Genomic DNA, 15,496 nt, shown 5'->3' on the forward strand with positions numbered 1-15,496 from the left:
GCAGACTATGGAGGCGGCCATACACGCGCTCGGTGAGCGGAGACTTCCATCGGCCGCCCATGGAACGCACGCCCGCAATCGTGCGCTATGGCGTCTGGCGCAGCAAGCCGGTGAGCAGTTGGGCCTTACGCTCGGAGAGGCCCGGGCGGGCGGCGCGTCCGACGGCAACGAGGCCAGCCTCTTCTCCGCGACGCTCGACGGCCTCGGCCCCGTTGGCGATGGCGCGCACGCTGCGCATGAGCATATCGTTATTGATAAGCTCATCGAGCGAACGGCCCTGCTCGCTCTTTTGCTGATGGCCGACTGATGGGCTTGTGTGCTGGTGTGTGTTTTGGGGAATGTCCCCTTTGCGCTTCGTGTCAGGCACTTCTTTTTAGACGACGGACGAACCACGACCTTTTCCGGCCCGCCTAATCTTTCGACATAAAAGGCTGTGGCGTCCTACGCATCGTCGATTTCAGCCAAGTGCACCGACCCCTCTCCTATTCGCAACAGGTGGTGTTTGGTGGGGACCCAGCGGAAGCGGTCGCCAGCTCCGTATTCAGTATCTATCTCTTCACGTTCAAAATGAGATGCGCATCCTGACGTGGCTCCCACCAAGTAGTAATCGTAAATGACTTCCACTGCGTCTCCCGTTCCAATGGACTCTGATGGTACACTCAGTTGCACTGTCGACACGGCAAGGAATGCAATGTCATCTACAAGCGCATTTAACTGACCGAGGCGGCTGTGGTCATCCTCACGATATACGGACCGGCTTCCGTCTTCGTATACAAATGTGGGTTGCAGGAAGTCCTCAATTTCAATGGCATGGCGAAGCGTCTGGTCTGAGTCGTAGGTATAGAGACGCGGAATGGCGTCGTAGTGTACGGCATGTGAGCCATCATCCAGCACAGCAAGTCTATTGTACCTGGTAAAGTGGTCATCTACCATCCAGGTATTGGTCTGGTATGGCTCGCCAAAGGACCCGACAAGCGTGCCGGTTGAATCGACATGGTGGATTGCGCCATCAAGTGCATCGATCTCCGTCTCGCCACGCAACGGAAGTTGGCCGGTGGTTGCAAAGCCATCTTCGCTCACCTCAATCTGCGTGGGTTGAAACTGCGTGCGTACATCCTTGCGGTGCGTGCACGAGGCCCCCTCGCAGGTGAACGTGGCAATACGCATCGTTCCCATAGCGACGTATACCTCTGCGCCTTGAACAGTCAGATCAGTCGGAAACATAAGCTCGCCGGGCCCCTGTCCCCGAGTGGCGACCTGTTCAGCACTTTCGGTGGGGATGTGATACGACCAGAGCCCTTCCATACCAGGAAGGGTTACGAGAATGAGCACAAGGTTCTCATTCAGCGACGCAACTTCCACGGCTCCTGTTTCAGGCACATCAACAGGAATTCGATGGGCATCGGCCATCGCATCGTTACCGTCGATATGGGCCTGCAGGCGTTCCAATGAAGCAGGAACCGACGAGAGATCACACGGCACAGCGTCACTGACTGCAGTGGGGGTAACACCCACGTGAGGCAGGCGCTCAGGGTCTGGATGGACCTGCTCACCGCTGCTGTTTTGCGCGTGCGAACCACCCTCCTCCGAGGCGTCGCCTCCGCATCCGGTACATAGCATGAGGGCGATAAGAACAAGGCATGATAGTATAGCGTGGATACGCATCATTTGATGGATGGGGTTAGGAAAATAGGAATGTGTACTGTGGTCTATATGCCGATCTCGCTATCAAGATTACGGTAGAGGCGGTCAATTCCATGGCTACCTGCTGTTCGAGCCAAGACTGAATCGCGCTTCGATATATTGAACCTGTTTGGGTTTTGGTTTGGTCGCGAGAGCGAGCGCCGCTGCGGCGAAAATTGGACTCCGATGGAGGTTCGTAGCGGGGCTACAGGCCGACACGAGGGCGCAAGCCCGGCTGACGCCAGTATATTGTGGACAATTTGCACCAAGGGCATGACCTTCGGCCCCAGCCCATTGAAGCCGGTCGGAGTGCCCCGACTGCGGGGGGAAGTACTCCTGGGATGCCCAAAGTAAGAAATCAAAACAGGCTCTTACACGGGCATACGAAGTCAAACATATCCACGCAGAGCAGATCTTCCTCTGCATCTGATCATCCATCCGGATGAGCAAAAAAGGCTTTTCCGGGATCAGGCTAACTGCACCAGCCTCGTTCGCAGTGGCGCGCAATCTGCGCATGGAGTGCACGCCCCCACTACACCACCACGTACGCCACGCAGAACCCGACCAGAAACACGAGGCCGGCCCACGAGAGCACGCGCATGCTGGTAGAGGGACGGGCGTGTTCGGGCATGTGATCGCCGCACACCAGTTTGTAGTTCATGTAGCCGAGTACCGGAGCCGACAGAAACGCCAGTGTGGTAGCCACGTCGACCAGTGTTGTCAGGTTTTGCACCAGGAGTGCAAGAATAATCCAGGCGCCCAGCGGCGTTACGAGCAGGGCAATCCAGTAGTGGCGCTGCGAGGTGGGCGCGTCATCACCGGCGACAGCCTCGGTAGCGGTCGTAGTCGCGATGTCGGGGGCATCGCTGCTAAGCGTGCCTCCCCAGAAGGCCATGTACCAGGCAACCAGCCGCGTATAGGCATCGGTTACGGCGAGCGTGGTACTTAGCATGGTCGTAAGCGCTGCAACGCCAACCAGCGTGCCGATGCCTAGACCAAGCGTGCTGCTGTAGAGATCGACGACCTGCGTTGCGAAGGGAACAGCCTGCGTAGCGAACTGTGTGCCCGTGCCATACATCACCCCGGCGCCCAGTACGAGAAAGGCCAATGCCATGAGTAGCGACAGGCCGTATCCAATAGCAAAATCGGATTGCACGTCGCGCAGCTGAGGAGTCGTCTGCACCTCTTTTGCGCGTTCGAGCGTCCAGAACGAGTGCCACGCGGCCACATCGATCGGGACGGGCATCCAGCCCATCAGCGCAAGCGAGAAGGCGATGCCGGAGGTGGTAAGCAGCGCGCCTGGACCTGCGGTGGGGCCAGTAGCCTCAGGAGGCGGTCCGACGAGTGCAGCTACGGCAGCGGCGGCCGTAGACACGGCAAGCACTGCCATGATCCCCTTGATGGCCCGGTCGAGCACCTGGTAGCGTCCGACCAGTAAGACCAAGATACAGAGCCCAAGCACGACCCCGCTCCACAGCGTCAGATCCGGCGTGATGCCGACAAGCCATCCCATGAGTCCGGCAGTGACAGCCGTTACGCTGGCGAGGACAATAAACATGGTGCCGGCTGTGACTACAGCAAAGAGCGCAGTGGCCCAGCGCCCGAGGCGCCGATAGCCATCGAGCAGGCTCTCTCCAGTGGCTGCAGCATACCGTGGTCCGTACTCCAGAAACGGATACTTAAAGAGGCACGCCGCTACGATGAGCACGGCCGCCGCGTATCCATATTCTGCCCCTGCGCGTGTAGACTGCACCAGATGCGACACGCCAATCGCCGCGCCAGCCATAATCAGGCCGGGGCCCAGCGCATTCAAGAGAGCACGGGTTCGAGGCGGAGTCGTATCGGTTGGCATAGCGTGCAGGCTTAATACATAGCTCAATGCATAAATGGACGTAACGCCAATATACAAGAACGTGACGTATTCCCCAACTGGTTATGGCGTGTAGGTGCCGCGCTGCTTGCACCCCTCATATTCATTCGGTATGCTATTCGTAGGCACCATACATACACACGATGCTTTCCACCTGCAGGTCTCCTGCGTGCATCGCTTCCATACTCCACACCGTACTCCCCATAGCCTGGTTGTTGATCTATGCGTCTCCGTTACTACACCGTCGTACTATCGAGCATCCTGCTTCTGCTACTGCTCCGACCATCCATAGCCGACGCGCAGAATGCGCCATCGTTTGAAGCGGTTGTCGGCCATTCGTTTGGCGAGCGCATCACGCAGGCCTATCAGATGGAGCAGTACCTGGAGGCGGTGGCCGAGGTATCGGATCGCGTCGTTGTTGAGCACATCGGCCGCTCGTGGCAGGGGCGTCCGCTCATGCATGCGATCGTGACCGCGCCCGAAAACCATGCGCGCCTCGACGAGGTTCAGGCGAACGCGCAGCAGTTGGGGGATCCGCGGGGCCTGTCGGATGCCGAAGTGGATGCGATCATCGCCGATCAGCCTGCCGTGTTCTGGTATGGCGGCTCCATTCACGGATTTGAGCTTTCAGGGTCGGAGGCCGGGCTTCGGATGCTGGAGCGCCTCGCCACGCAAGACGATGCCGAGACCCGCGCCATCCTGGAAAACATCGTTGTTATCATCGATCCGATGTTGAATCCGGACGGACGCGACGCGTTTGCCTATCATAACCATGACAACATGGGGCGCGAGGCCAACCCAGACAACCAGGACTGGGCCAATGACTTCACGGCCTGGGAGGCGCTGAAGTATCGCACCAGCCACTACTACTTCGACATCAACCGCGACTGGTTTGCACATACCCATCGCGAGACGCAGGCGCGCGTGCCGGTGCTGCAGAACTGGCGTCCACAGGCGGGCATCGACGCGCATGAGATGGGGTCGAACGTTGAGTTTTACGTCGACCCGCCCACAGACCCGGTTGGCCCCTTTTTCCCAGAGTACGCCAGCAGCTGGTTCGAGGAGTTTGGTGCAGCCCACGCCGAAGCCTTCGACGCGATTGGTACCGACTACATGACGCGCGAGCGCTTCAACTACTTCTATCCGGGATACACCACCTCCTACATGAGCTACCAGGGTGCGGTCGGCATGCTCTACGAGCAAGGCAGCAGCCGCGGCCTCGCCCTCACGCGTCCGGATGGCACGGTCCGCATCTACGCGGATGCTATTACGAATCAGTACACCGCGTTCACCGCCGCACTCGGACTCGCGGCCAGCGAGCGTGAGGCCCTGCTGCAGGACTACGTAGCTGCGCACCGCGATGCGATTGCCGATGGCGAAACCGGCACGCAGCGCTACCTGCTTACCGCGGGCGATGGGGATCCGCACCTGCTGGCTGAGGTGGCCGACCTGCTGCAGCGCAATGGCGTCGAAGTCGACCGGCTTACCGCATCCACCAGCCTGAGTAATGTACAAGACCGCACCGGGGCGTCAGTCGGCAGCCGCTCGTTTGAGGCGGGCACGTACGTCGTCGAAGCCGCCCAGCCGCGCAACCGGTTCATTCGTGCGCTCCTGGAGCCCAGCGTGCCCGTGCCCGAGGGGTTCCTTGAGGAAGCCCGCGAGCGGGTCGATCGCGCCGAAAACCCGCGCTTTTACGACATCACGGCGTGGTCGCTGCCGATGCTCTTCGGGATCGACGGCTACAGCACCTCCGACGGAAGCGGGCTCAGCACGGAGCGCGTGACGGAGTCGCAGGCTCCCGCACCTACCATTGAGGGCGGAGAGGCCAGCTACGCGTACCTGATCGACGGCACGCAGGCGGCTGGCCTTCCGGCGCTGACGCACCTGAACGAGAAGGGCCATCGCGTGGCGATGCTGCAAGAAGGTACACGCCTTCAGGGGCAGAACTACGCCGCTGGCACGGGCATTGTCTACGCCGGTCAGTCGGATGCGAGCGTGCACGAAGATGTGCAGTCCGTTGCAGACCAGTACAACCTGCAGGTGCAGGCAGTGGGTACCGGACTGGCCGAGGGCAAGCGTCCCTCGCTCGGGTCAGGACAGGTCATCTACCTGCAAGCGCCGTCGATAGCGCTGCTGGCTGAGGAGGGCGTGCAGCCGTATTCGTTTGGGTGGGCGTGGTTTACGCTCGACTGGCAGTATGAGCTGCCCACCACCGTACTGCGCACGCGCTCGCTGAGCAGTGCCAACCTGAGCGAATACGACACGATCGTGCTTCCTGAAACCTACGGCCCCTCGATGATTCGTCGCGAGGCCGGCGATGCAGGAATGGACCGGCTGGCTCGCTGGGTACGCGACGGTGGTACGCTGGTGACAATCGGAGCAGGCACTGAGGTTGCACGCGAGCTGGAGCTGATCCACCTGCGTTCGTGGTACGACCATGAAGACCACGCCGACAGCCTGCGCGTATCGGTGCCCGGCGCCATGGTGGCTACCGATCTCAACCGCAACCACTGGCTCACAGCGGGCGTCCCTGACGGCTTCCATGCGCTGGTGGATTCGGAGCGGCTCTACCTGCCCCCCGAGGGCACGCCCCGTTCATCGCAGCGTGCCGGGGTCCGTTATGCTGGAGGCGATGACTTCGACTACAGCGGACACATGTGGGCCGAATCGCAAGATCGCCTTCCGGGTGCAGTCTACGCCTACGAAGAGCGGGTCGGCAGCGGGCGCGTCATTGCCTTTGCCGAAGACCTGAACTATCGGGCCTACTTTCGCAGTGGCAACCGCTTGTTCTTGAACGCGGTGCTCGTAGGTCCGCAAGCCCCCTGATCCGAATCCCCTGATCCGAATCCGAAAAATAGAACGAGACTCCCGGCGCTGACTGCCGGGAGTTCTTGCAGGGAGTTCCTACGGGAAGTTCAGAAAGCATGTGGAGATGATTCAGTGCGCCCCCGGGTGGTTATGACTCGGGGGCGTTCGTGCTCAGCGTAGGTCCGGATGCGTCGAACCGCCAGTCGAAAAAGCTGCGCGCGCCCATGTTAGACAGAATCGTGATGTACAGCCGCACCGACTCAGCGTCGGCGATTCGGTCGTTACCGTCCTCGTCGCGCCGGGGGAAGACCAGCGACGAGCGCATGTAGTACAGATACTCTGCTCCCGGACCTCGCTGGTTCTCCAGGGTAGAGCGCTGCGGACGCCCATGCGTTACGACATCAACGGGGGCCACAGAGAGCATGTCATCGACCTCCAGGTTAAACCGGATGTTTGAGTACGATGGATTCGTGTCCATCATGCGCGGTGAAAAGAGATGCAAGTCGATCACAACGAACTCCTGGTAGTCCGCTTCGGCCTGCTCGAACAGGCTGGCCGCTACGGAAGCCGACAGGTCGTCGGTGCCGAACGCCGTGGCCGTGTGCGCCAGCGCAAGTTCACGGCTGATGAGCGTGGCAAACGTCCGTTCAGAAAAGCCCGGGCCGCGATGGCGTACATTGGGAGCGGTGGACCACTTCCTTGTCATCTGTGCCAACTGCTGGTCAAGTGTCACCCCTACGGAGTCCGGGGTGGGGTCCAGGCGAAGGTTAACCAGCGAGTCGGGGTGATGTACGTAGCGGACATCCGGAAGATAGCCGCGGGCAATGTCGTCTGTCGTCATCGAGAACATCGACCCGCATCCCCACAGCGCTATGCACAGCGCGACAGAGCAGGCCCAAGCCGCCAGGCCCGGCATCGAAAGAGGCGCTGTGTTGTGGTCCATAGTCATCGGGTAAGAGCAGTACGTAAACCACCGTCTTTGTAAAATGCTCATAGAAAGAGGGCGGTTCCTCTGAGCGTCGCTAACGAAGCGCAAAGGGGGAAGTGGACATGGAGCGAAAAAAGCTACCGTTGAGCGCAATAAACCGACCGTTTAGCAGATTTATACGGGAGAGCCGTAACATGTAAGGGGAGCGGCTCGTGACTGTGCCGGCGCGCACCATTGCTGTTTCCGCTGCAACGAGATAGGCACCTGTTTGTGCATCTGCCACGCATACAAATAATCGCTGACAACCCGAAGTTATCAACCCTCAAATATGGCTACGCTCATCGTTGACCACGTACACAAAACATACGGCGATACCAAAGCCGTCAACGACGTGTCGTTTACGGCCAAGCCGGGCCGTATTCTGGGCGTACTGGGGCCAAACGGGGCCGGCAAGACGTCCACCATTCGCATGATTACGAACATGACGATCCCGGATGCAGGGGCGGTTACGTACGACGGACGCACCGTGGGGCCATGGAGCCAGCGGCGGCTGGGCTACCTGCCAGAGGAGCGCGGACTCTACAAAGACCTGCGCGTGCGTGAGCAGCTGGTGTATCTGGGGCAGCTTAAGGGAATGCGGCAGAAAGAAGCCGAGGCGCGCACGCAGCACTGGCTTGAGCGCTTCGAAGCCGCCGACTGGGGCAACATGAAGACCGACGAGCTCTCGAAAGGGATGCAGCAGAAGGTCCAGTTCATCGCAACGCTTTTGCACGACCCGTCGCTGCTTATCTTCGATGAGCCGTTTAGCGGACTCGACCCGATCAATTCTGACTTGCTTCGCGATATCATTCTGGAGCTGCGGCGCGACGACCGCACGATTCTCTTCGCCTCTCATCGCATGGAACAGGTCGAGCAGCTCTGCGACGACATCTGCCTTGTGGCTAAGGGGCAGGTTGTCTTGCAGGGCGCCTTGCGCGAAATCAAACAGCAGTTTGGAAAGAACACGATCATTGTCGGATTTGAGGGCGACGATGCGTTCCTGGACCAGTTGGAAGCTGCAGGGGCTGTTCGCATCCATACGCGAAGCACGCATCGGGCCGAGATGCGGCTGCTCAACGGCACCTCGCCACGCGCTGTGCTGAACGCGACGCTCGAAGCTGTCGACGAGTTGCATCACTTCGAGCGCGTGGAGCCCCCGCTCAGCGAGATCTTTGTGGACGTTGTAGGCCGTACACAGTCAGAAGAACACGCATCTGTAGCGGCGTAAGACCGGTAGCCTGGCGCACGCGCCCCGCATCCCCCTGCCATTCCCTTTAGAGCAACCATATTGCCCATGCACCACCCCATCTGGATCATCTTCAAGAGCGAGTTTCTGCGCCGTGTGCGCTCGAAAGCGTTCATCCTGGCCACACTGCTGGCGCCGGTGGGCATGGTGGCCCTGTTTGCGCTGCCGGCCGTGTTCACCTTTATGGCACTCGATGGAAACGACGACGAGCCTATCGCGGTCGTTGACGAGAGCAACCGGCTGCTGCCGTCGCTGCAGGCGCGCGGTGGCGAGCGCTTTCGGTTCGTAGAGGCCACCGCCCCGAGCGAAGCACTGGCCGACTCGGTGCAGGCCGGCGTGTACAGCGGCTATCTGGTGCTGCCCGAAACGCTGCTTCAGGGCGAAGGGCAGGCCGTGTTCTACCGCGCTGAAGGCGGAGGCGTTACCACACAGGCCCGCATGCAGTCGCTCGTGAACCAGACGGTACAGGACCAGCGTCTTGCTGCGGAAGAAGTGCCCGCAGCTATCGAATCGATTCTGGCGTCGTCGACCTCGGTCGAGATGCGACGCCTCACCGAAGCCGGCGACCAGGCCGACCAGACCTTCGTCTATTCGCTCATCGGCTACGTGCTGGCATTCACGATCTACTTCGCCGTGTTCATCTACGGGCAGTACGTGATGCAGGGCGTAATCGAGGAGAAGAGCTCGCGCGTGGTAGAGATCGTCGTGTCGTCGGTGCGCCCGTTTCAGCTGCTCATGGGCAAGGTGCTGGGCATCGGCGCTATGGGACTCGTGCAGATGATAACCTGGGGCGTGCTCGTAGCGGGCGCGCTGGCAGCAGCCGGACCGGTGCTCATGCTGTTTATTGATCCTGCATCCTACAACATCGCTCCCGATGCATCGCAAGAAGCCGTGCTCGAAGCAGCCGGTATTACCATTCCGTCGCTTCCGCTCTCGCTGCTCTTCTGGACGCTCCTCTTCTTTCTGGGTGGGTATCTGCTCTACGCGAGCCTTTTTGCCGCGGTCGGGTCGGCCGTCGAGCGCGTGCAAGATGCACAGAGCCTGATGTACCCGGTCTTCATCCCGCTGCTCATCCCGCTGCTCGTGCTCGGCGTCGTGATCGAAGACCCCAACGGCACGCTCTCAACCGTACTCTCCTTCATCCCGCTCTTCGCCCCGATCCTGATGGTGCTGCGCGCCGCGCTCACCGACGTTGCCACGTGGGAACTCATCGCATCGTGGAGCCTGGTAGCGCTCTCGTTCGTCGCCACCATCTGGATTGCAAGTCGCATCTACCGCGTCGGTATCTTCATGTACGGTAAGCCGCCCAGCCTGCGCGAACTCCTTCGGTGGATCACTTATCGTCCGTAGCAGGCACCGCGCCGTTTTTAGAAAAAGGTGCTCTGGAGGGATGCGCACGTAGGAGGTGGGGGCGGAGGTCCGTCACGGGCTTCCGGATGCGCCGCATGTCCTGATAGATGGCCGCTGCAGGTGCACGCCGGTGCGCGTCGGGCGTACATCGCGCAGTCGCAGAATCACGTCTGTGATCGCCGCATGCCTGTCTGATTTGTTCGTCAGCGCCCTGCGGTCGTGAGTCGCTGGCGCTCCTCGCAATGACACACTCAAAGATTCTCTTTTGGCCATACTTAGCCTGCGAGCAGAGCGTTCAACATGACAACCAGTCGGGGAGAGAGCGTCTGCGAGACCCAGGCAGCCGTGCGCGGCCCCGAGTCGTTGGCTACATCAAGAAAGTTGAGAATGTAGAACTGGGCTCTCGTGGTGGCGAACAGGCAGCTCATGCCACCAGAAAGGCAGTTCATCGTTTATGTGTGCGATTATACATACGTATAGTACACACACAATGAAGGAAAACCGTGTTTGACATTCTATTTTATATTTCGGAAGCGCTTCGTTTCATTTCCGTTACATTTAAGGTTGATTGCTTCATTTTTAACAGTTAGATAGCGAAACATAGACACCAAATTCACTGCATATGCAAAGTTGTGCACTGCTCAGGTAGTGGTTACAATTTTCTGTATCTGACATCCAATGTCATGCATTGTGCTATGCAGTGAAGTAGTGAAGCGACGCGCTCCCCACCCCGGTAGAAGCAGCGTCGAACCTTAAGGTGTTCGGCGGCACAGCCAGGCAAGCGAACGATGCCGTTTCCTGCCCAGGTTGTCGCCTTGTCTTCGTTTATTCACCATGTGACCCAGAGCGACTCTCATGACGCGAGTGATACCGTATACGATCGCTATCCTACTCATCTTTACAGGAGGCCTCTCCGCATCAGCGCAGGAGCGCGGTGCTATTGAAGGCATCGTGCTTGACGGCGTAGCAGAGGAGCCGCTACCCGGTGTGCAAGTGCTCTTGTCCGAGTTAAGCCTTGGAGCTATTACAGACGGAGACGGAGCGTATCAGATCGGCGAGGTGCCCGCGGGCACCTACACGATTGAAGCTCGCTTTGTCGGGTTCCGATCGGCCTCTCAAGAGGTTACCGTTGAGCCGGGGGAAACAGCCGTCGCCAACTTTGAGCTCCGCCAGAGCTCAATCAACCTTGATCAGGTGGTGGTAACCGGCACTGGCGGACCAGTCGAAAAGCGACGACTCGGAAACTCGATTTCTACGATCAACACCGCCTCGCTTGAAAACGCCCCCATCCAGAGCTTCTCGGATCTGATCCAGGGGCGTGAGCCAGGCATGGTAGGGTTGCCGTCAAGCGGACTGACCGGCGACGGTACGCGCATTCGCATTCGAGGGTCGGCCAGTCTATCGCAGAGTAACGAGCCCATCGTATACATCGACGGCGTGCGTGCTAACAGCGGCGGTGGCTTTGGCGGGGGCTTTGTAGGCGGCGGTGGCTCGCCCTCGCGCCTCGACGACATCAACCCGTGGATGATCGAGCGCGTGGAGGTGCTCAAAGGCGCAGCGGCTGCAACGCTTTTCGGCACAGAAGCCTCGAATGGGGTCATCCAGATCTTTACGAAGCAGGGAGCGCCCGGAGCGCCTCAGTTCACTTTTACCAGCGAGGTAACGGCGATTCGTTTCCCGAACGCCTATCCCGATCAGGTAGGATTTGCTCGCAGCGATGAGCAGGCGCAGCGCATGGGACGCATCTTACGGGGCAATGAGAACGCGTTTCAGCGCTACGAGCTTGTGGGCGAGAACTTTCCGAACGACCTGGTCGGCACCGGCTTCGCGCAGGAATACTCAGGCGGCGTGAGCGGCGGGGGCGAAACAGGACTCGGAAGCGTAACCTACTTCGTGAGCGGACGCTTCCTGAGTGAGGACGGGCCCTTCCAGGGTGATCCGAGCATCATGCCTGCTGGTACAACGACGCGTGCAAACGATGCCGTGCGTCGCGCACAGGGTACAGCGAACATCCAGATTCTGCCCTCCGAAGATCTGCGCATTCGCGTATCCACCGGCTACTCGGATATGGATTTCGAGACGCTGCAGACCAACAACAACATCTACGGTACGATCTCGCTTGCACAGTTTAGCAAACCCGAGTTGGTGCAAGAAAACAATCGCACGGGTACGATAGCATTTGCCTCGGTTGCGGAGTCCGTGCAGCAAGAGACCACGCAGCAAGCACGCCGCTTCAACGGGTCGCTCGGCGTTGACTACACGCCCATCGACAATCTGGTGCTCGATGCGGTCTTCGGCCTGGACTACACGAACACGTCAAGCCGCGAATTTCGTCCCTTTGGATGGAATATCGACAACTTCGCCTCCGACACCCCGAGAGGTCGACAGCAGTTCGCCACGCAGAATAACCTGGAGCTTACGTTCGACGTAAAGGGCACGCTCGCGTCTCAGTTCGGCCCGCTGTTCGAGTCGGATCTTACCGTTGGCTCGCAGGGGTTCATAACGCGTAACTCGCTGGAATCTGGGCAGGGGCTGAACTTCCCCGGACCTGGATTCGAAGTAACCTCGGCAGCGGCGAATCAGGCGCTCATCGAGAGCTTCAGCGAAGTAGTTAACCTCGGGGTCTTTGCACAAGAGCAGATCGGGTACAACGATTACCTGTTCCTAACGCTGGGCGCTCGCTACGATGCAAACAGCGCCTTCGGAACGGACTTCAGCGGCGTGCTCTATCCGAAAGCCTCCCTCGCTTTCAGCTTCTCGGACGCCCCATTCTGGTCGGGCGACGTAGGACCGCTCTCGTCGGGCCGCCTGCGCGCCGCTATCGGACAGTCCGGCCTTCAGCCGGGGGCGTTTGATGCACTTACCACGTTTGGGTCGCTTTCGTCGATCAGCGGGGCGGGGATTGTACCGAGTAATCTCGGTAATCCCAATCTGGAGCCCGAGCGCTCTACCGAATGGGAGGTCGGCGGCGAGTTTGGCCTGGTCGATGACCGCGTCGGAATTGAGGCCACCTACTGGAACCGCACCGTTTCAGATGCACTGGTCGCACAGCAATTTCCTGTTACAGGAGGATTTAACGCGCCACAGGTTGTAAACATTGGCGAACTCAAGGCACAGGGCGTAGAGGTGTCGACACAGGCACTCGTGCTCGACCGGCGCGACGTATCCGTCAATCTCTTCGCAAACGCCTCGTACCTGTGGGAGCAGGTCAGCGACCTTGGGGGTGCGCCGCCCATCAAAGTGGGCGGGAGCTACCCACGGTACCGCAACTTCCTCGTTGAGGGATACGCGCCAGGCACGCACTTCGGCGTCCGCCTGCAGGATGTGCCGGAGGGGAGCCTGCCGGTGGATCTCATCGGCAGCGGCGGACCGAACACACGCGACGAGCTGCTGGCTTACCTGGCAGGACTCGATCCTTCATCAGCGTCGCTTCCTAACAGCCTTGCCCAGGTCCTCATCGCGACCAATGCGAACAGTCCAACCGGCGACCCCGCTGACTTCAACTTGGGTAAGCCCACTCCAGACTGGCAGGGAGCCTTTGGCGGCGACGTGAGCTACGGTAACTTCACGCTGTCGACGCTCTTCGAATATAAATTCGGCAACTTTTTCGTGAACAACCTGACGGGAGGATTCCGGCAGGCGAATGCTTCCATCGGGCGCAACCTGCCTGATGCAGCGCGCATCGAGCGCGATTACATGACCGGCGGCGTCGACAGTAACGGCAACCCGTTGAACGATCCGGAAGTCCGTCTCGAAGCGCTCGATGAGTGGATCAACGAAACGCTGGCGCTCTCTCCGTTTGTCGGACTCAACGCCATCGAGTCGGCCGACTTCCTGCGCTGGCGCGAGGTGAGCCTCACGTACAGCGTACCGGCACGCTTCGTGGAAAGCTTCGGCGGACGCAACCTCACGCTCAGCCTTGCGGGGCGTAACCTGGCGCTCTGGACCGCTTACAGCGGGGTAGATCCGGAGCTGAACGCCATTGGTCGGGGCGGAGGGAACAGCCTCGAAAACAACTTCCTTGACGGCGTAGAGGCATTCGGTTTCCCCGTACCTCGCCGCGTGTCCTTCCGCGTCCGGCTCGGATTCTAAAGATACGCCATCGTGCCGCTCTACCATCGGTCCGGGGCAAGAAAGCCCCGGACGGGTGCTGCGACCTACCGATATCTGCCGCTGAACTTACTGCCTCCTTATGTACAACATGCTACGATCAATCCGACTCCCACAGGCTGCCGCTGCGCTGTTCATCGCTACGCTGATCATTGTGTCGGGGTGCGACCTGCTGGACGTAAGCAACCCCAACAACCTCATTGAAGACGAGCTTGACAACCCGGCAGCAGCTCCTGCCATGGCCAATGGCGCAGAAGCAACTGTTACGCGCGCTCTCGGGGCCATTCTGGCGCCCTACTCGGCTGGCACCGACGAACTGACCTGGATCGGTTCGCGTGACGCATGGGACGAGCTCGATATCGGCCGTCTCGAAAATCCCAATAACGAGTTCACCGATGCAGCCTTCCCGTTCGTAGGCGAAGCGCGGTGGACAGCCGACGAGTACATACGTCGCATCGAAGGCTTTCGCGAAGAAGGGCTGCTCAATGATGAGAATACGCTGGCACGCGTCTATCTTTACGGGGCCGTCATCTATACTGGCATCGCCGACATGTTCGACGACTTCGCAATCGACTCCGATCGCCGCGAAGGGGCGCCTCCGGTGGGCCCCGATAACATGAGCAGTCTGTACGATACGGCGCTCGGTTACGTAGATGCTGCATTGGATCTGGAGCTGCGCCCCTCCCTCGAAACGGCTCTAACCGGCATGCGCGCTCGCATCCAGTATAGCAAGGCCGTGTGGCAGACTGTGAATCCCGTTTCAGGGGCGCCGCAGGATAATCTCATCAATGAGACCGGCGCCGTACAAGATGCCATCGCTGCGCTCGACATGATGGATGCCAGCTACGTCTTCGCTATGGAGATGGATGGATCACTTCCGGGTCTGGTTGTCGGCGATCTTAGCATGGCGCTACAGGTAAATCAGCGCGCCGAGCTTGGGTTCGGAGAGACTTACATTGAACCGGAGCCTGACGGAACGTTCAGCGCGGTGTCGCTGCGTGATCCGATCGACGACGTCGTAGACCCGGTTCTCGAAGAGGCCATCACCGAGTTCATCGCGCAGGATCAGTTTGCAGACATCCCGGTGGTCTCGGCTCGTGAGATGCATCTGATTCTTGCCGAAGCGGCGCTTGCGGGCAACCCGACGCTCGATTACACGGAAGAGATCAACAAGCTCCGAGCTCTTGATGGACTTACGCCGTACGACGACCAGGTCGATGCGTTTGATCTGCTCAAGCACAGCCGCAAGGTTAATCTCTACCTGCAGGGGCGCCGCCTGGCAGACCACTACCGCTTCGACGATCCGTCGCCAAACTGGAGTGCGAACACACCGGGCACCTTCCTGCCCATCACGATCACCGAGATTCGAGCGAATCCGAACCTCGGTCAGTAAGAGAGTAAGAGCCTGTTTTGATTTCTTAATTTGGGCTGCGAGCGGCTTCAATGGGCTGCAAATTGCCCC

Annotated in this window: 10 protein-coding genes; 6 read left to right on the forward strand and 4 right to left on the reverse strand. The window is 59.7% G+C overall.

Annotation, left to right across the window (positions count from 1 at the left end):
• Positions 1–7 precede the first annotated feature (7 nt).
• Entirely contained in the window at positions 8–307 is a 300-nt protein-coding gene (locus ACZ48V_RS06385) for a M20/M25/M40 family metallo-hydrolase (RefSeq protein WP_464542691.1), read from the forward strand.
• Positions 308–441: 134 nt separating this feature from the next.
• Here ACZ48V_RS06385 and ACZ48V_RS06390 read toward each other — a convergent pair whose 3' ends face one another.
• Both ACZ48V_RS06390 and ACZ48V_RS06395 read right to left on the reverse strand, forming a co-directional pair.
• On the reverse strand, positions 442–1,620 hold the full coding sequence (locus ACZ48V_RS06390) for an NHL repeat-containing protein (protein ID WP_464542693.1): 1,179 nt from the start codon (positions 1,618–1,620) through the stop codon (positions 442–444).
• 595 nt (positions 1,621–2,215) lie between these two features.
• Positions 2,216–3,535: an Nramp family divalent metal transporter gene (locus ACZ48V_RS06395; RefSeq protein WP_464542695.1), complete on the reverse strand. Its 1,320-nt coding sequence runs from the start codon at positions 3,533–3,535 to the stop codon at positions 2,216–2,218.
• Positions 3,536–3,775: 240 nt separating this feature from the next.
• Here ACZ48V_RS06395 and ACZ48V_RS06400 point away from each other — a divergent pair, with 240 nt between their 5' ends.
• On the forward strand, positions 3,776–6,379 hold the full coding sequence (locus ACZ48V_RS06400) for a M14 family zinc carboxypeptidase (RefSeq protein ID WP_464542697.1): 2,604 nt from the start codon (positions 3,776–3,778) through the stop codon (positions 6,377–6,379).
• Positions 6,380–6,509: 130 nt separating this feature from the next.
• Here the strand turns inward: ACZ48V_RS06400 and ACZ48V_RS06405 are convergent, their stop codons facing one another.
• Positions 6,510–7,304 carry a hypothetical protein gene (locus ACZ48V_RS06405; RefSeq protein WP_464542699.1) on the reverse strand — a complete coding sequence of 265 codons (795 nt, stop codon included), beginning with the start codon at positions 7,302–7,304 and terminating at the stop codon, positions 6,510–6,512.
• A gap of 313 nt (positions 7,305–7,617) precedes the next feature.
• On the opposite strand from ACZ48V_RS06405, the gene ACZ48V_RS06410 reads away from it, so the two are divergent.
• Positions 7,618–8,556, forward strand: a complete 939-nt coding sequence (locus ACZ48V_RS06410) for an ABC transporter ATP-binding protein (RefSeq protein WP_464542700.1) — start codon at positions 7,618–7,620, stop codon at positions 8,554–8,556.
• Between the two features lie 66 nt (positions 8,557–8,622).
• Complete coding sequence (locus ACZ48V_RS06415) at positions 8,623–9,924, forward strand: ABC transporter permease (RefSeq protein WP_464542702.1); 1,302 nt, start codon at positions 8,623–8,625, stop codon at positions 9,922–9,924.
• Between the two features lie 275 nt (positions 9,925–10,199).
• Here ACZ48V_RS06415 and ACZ48V_RS06420 read toward each other — a convergent pair whose 3' ends face one another.
• Complete coding sequence (locus tag ACZ48V_RS06420) at positions 10,200–10,352, reverse strand: hypothetical protein (protein ID WP_464542704.1); 153 nt, start codon at positions 10,350–10,352, stop codon at positions 10,200–10,202.
• 427 nt (positions 10,353–10,779) lie between these two features.
• Between ACZ48V_RS06420 and ACZ48V_RS06425 the strand changes: the two genes are divergently transcribed.
• Complete coding sequence (locus ACZ48V_RS06425; RefSeq protein ID WP_464542706.1) at positions 10,780–14,016, forward strand: SusC/RagA family TonB-linked outer membrane protein; 3,237 nt, start codon at positions 10,780–10,782, stop codon at positions 14,014–14,016.
• Positions 14,017–14,125: 109 nt separating this feature from the next.
• Positions 14,126–15,427, forward strand: a complete 1,302-nt coding sequence (locus tag ACZ48V_RS06430) for a RagB/SusD family nutrient uptake outer membrane protein (RefSeq protein ID WP_464542708.1) — start codon at positions 14,126–14,128, stop codon at positions 15,425–15,427.
• The last annotated feature ends 69 nt before the right edge of the window (positions 15,428–15,496 follow it).

The sequence above is a fragment of the Longimonas haloalkaliphila genome, assembly GCF_055379825.1.

Coding starts and splice junctions, on each gene's coding strand:
- ACZ48V_RS06385 (WP_464542691.1), top strand. CDS start 8: ATGGAGGCGGCCATACACGCGCTCGGTGAGCGGAGACTTCCATCGGCC.
- ACZ48V_RS06390 (WP_464542693.1), bottom strand. CDS start 1,620: ATGCTATGTACCGGATGCGGAGGCGACGCCTCGGAGGAGGGTGGTTCG.
- ACZ48V_RS06395 (WP_464542695.1), bottom strand. CDS start 3,535: ATGCCAACCGATACGACTCCGCCTCGAACCCGTGCTCTCTTGAATGCG.
- ACZ48V_RS06400 (WP_464542697.1), top strand. CDS start 3,776: ATGCGTCTCCGTTACTACACCGTCGTACTATCGAGCATCCTGCTTCTG.
- ACZ48V_RS06405 (WP_464542699.1), bottom strand. CDS start 7,304: ATGGACCACAACACAGCGCCTCTTTCGATGCCGGGCCTGGCGGCTTGG.
- ACZ48V_RS06410 (WP_464542700.1), top strand. CDS start 7,618: ATGGCTACGCTCATCGTTGACCACGTACACAAAACATACGGCGATACC.
- ACZ48V_RS06415 (WP_464542702.1), top strand. CDS start 8,623: ATGCACCACCCCATCTGGATCATCTTCAAGAGCGAGTTTCTGCGCCGT.
- ACZ48V_RS06420 (WP_464542704.1), bottom strand. CDS start 10,352: ATGAGCTGCCTGTTCGCCACCACGAGAGCCCAGTTCTACATTCTCAAC.
- ACZ48V_RS06425 (WP_464542706.1), top strand. CDS start 10,780: ATGACGCGAGTGATACCGTATACGATCGCTATCCTACTCATCTTTACA.
- ACZ48V_RS06430 (WP_464542708.1), top strand. CDS start 14,126: ATGCTACGATCAATCCGACTCCCACAGGCTGCCGCTGCGCTGTTCATC.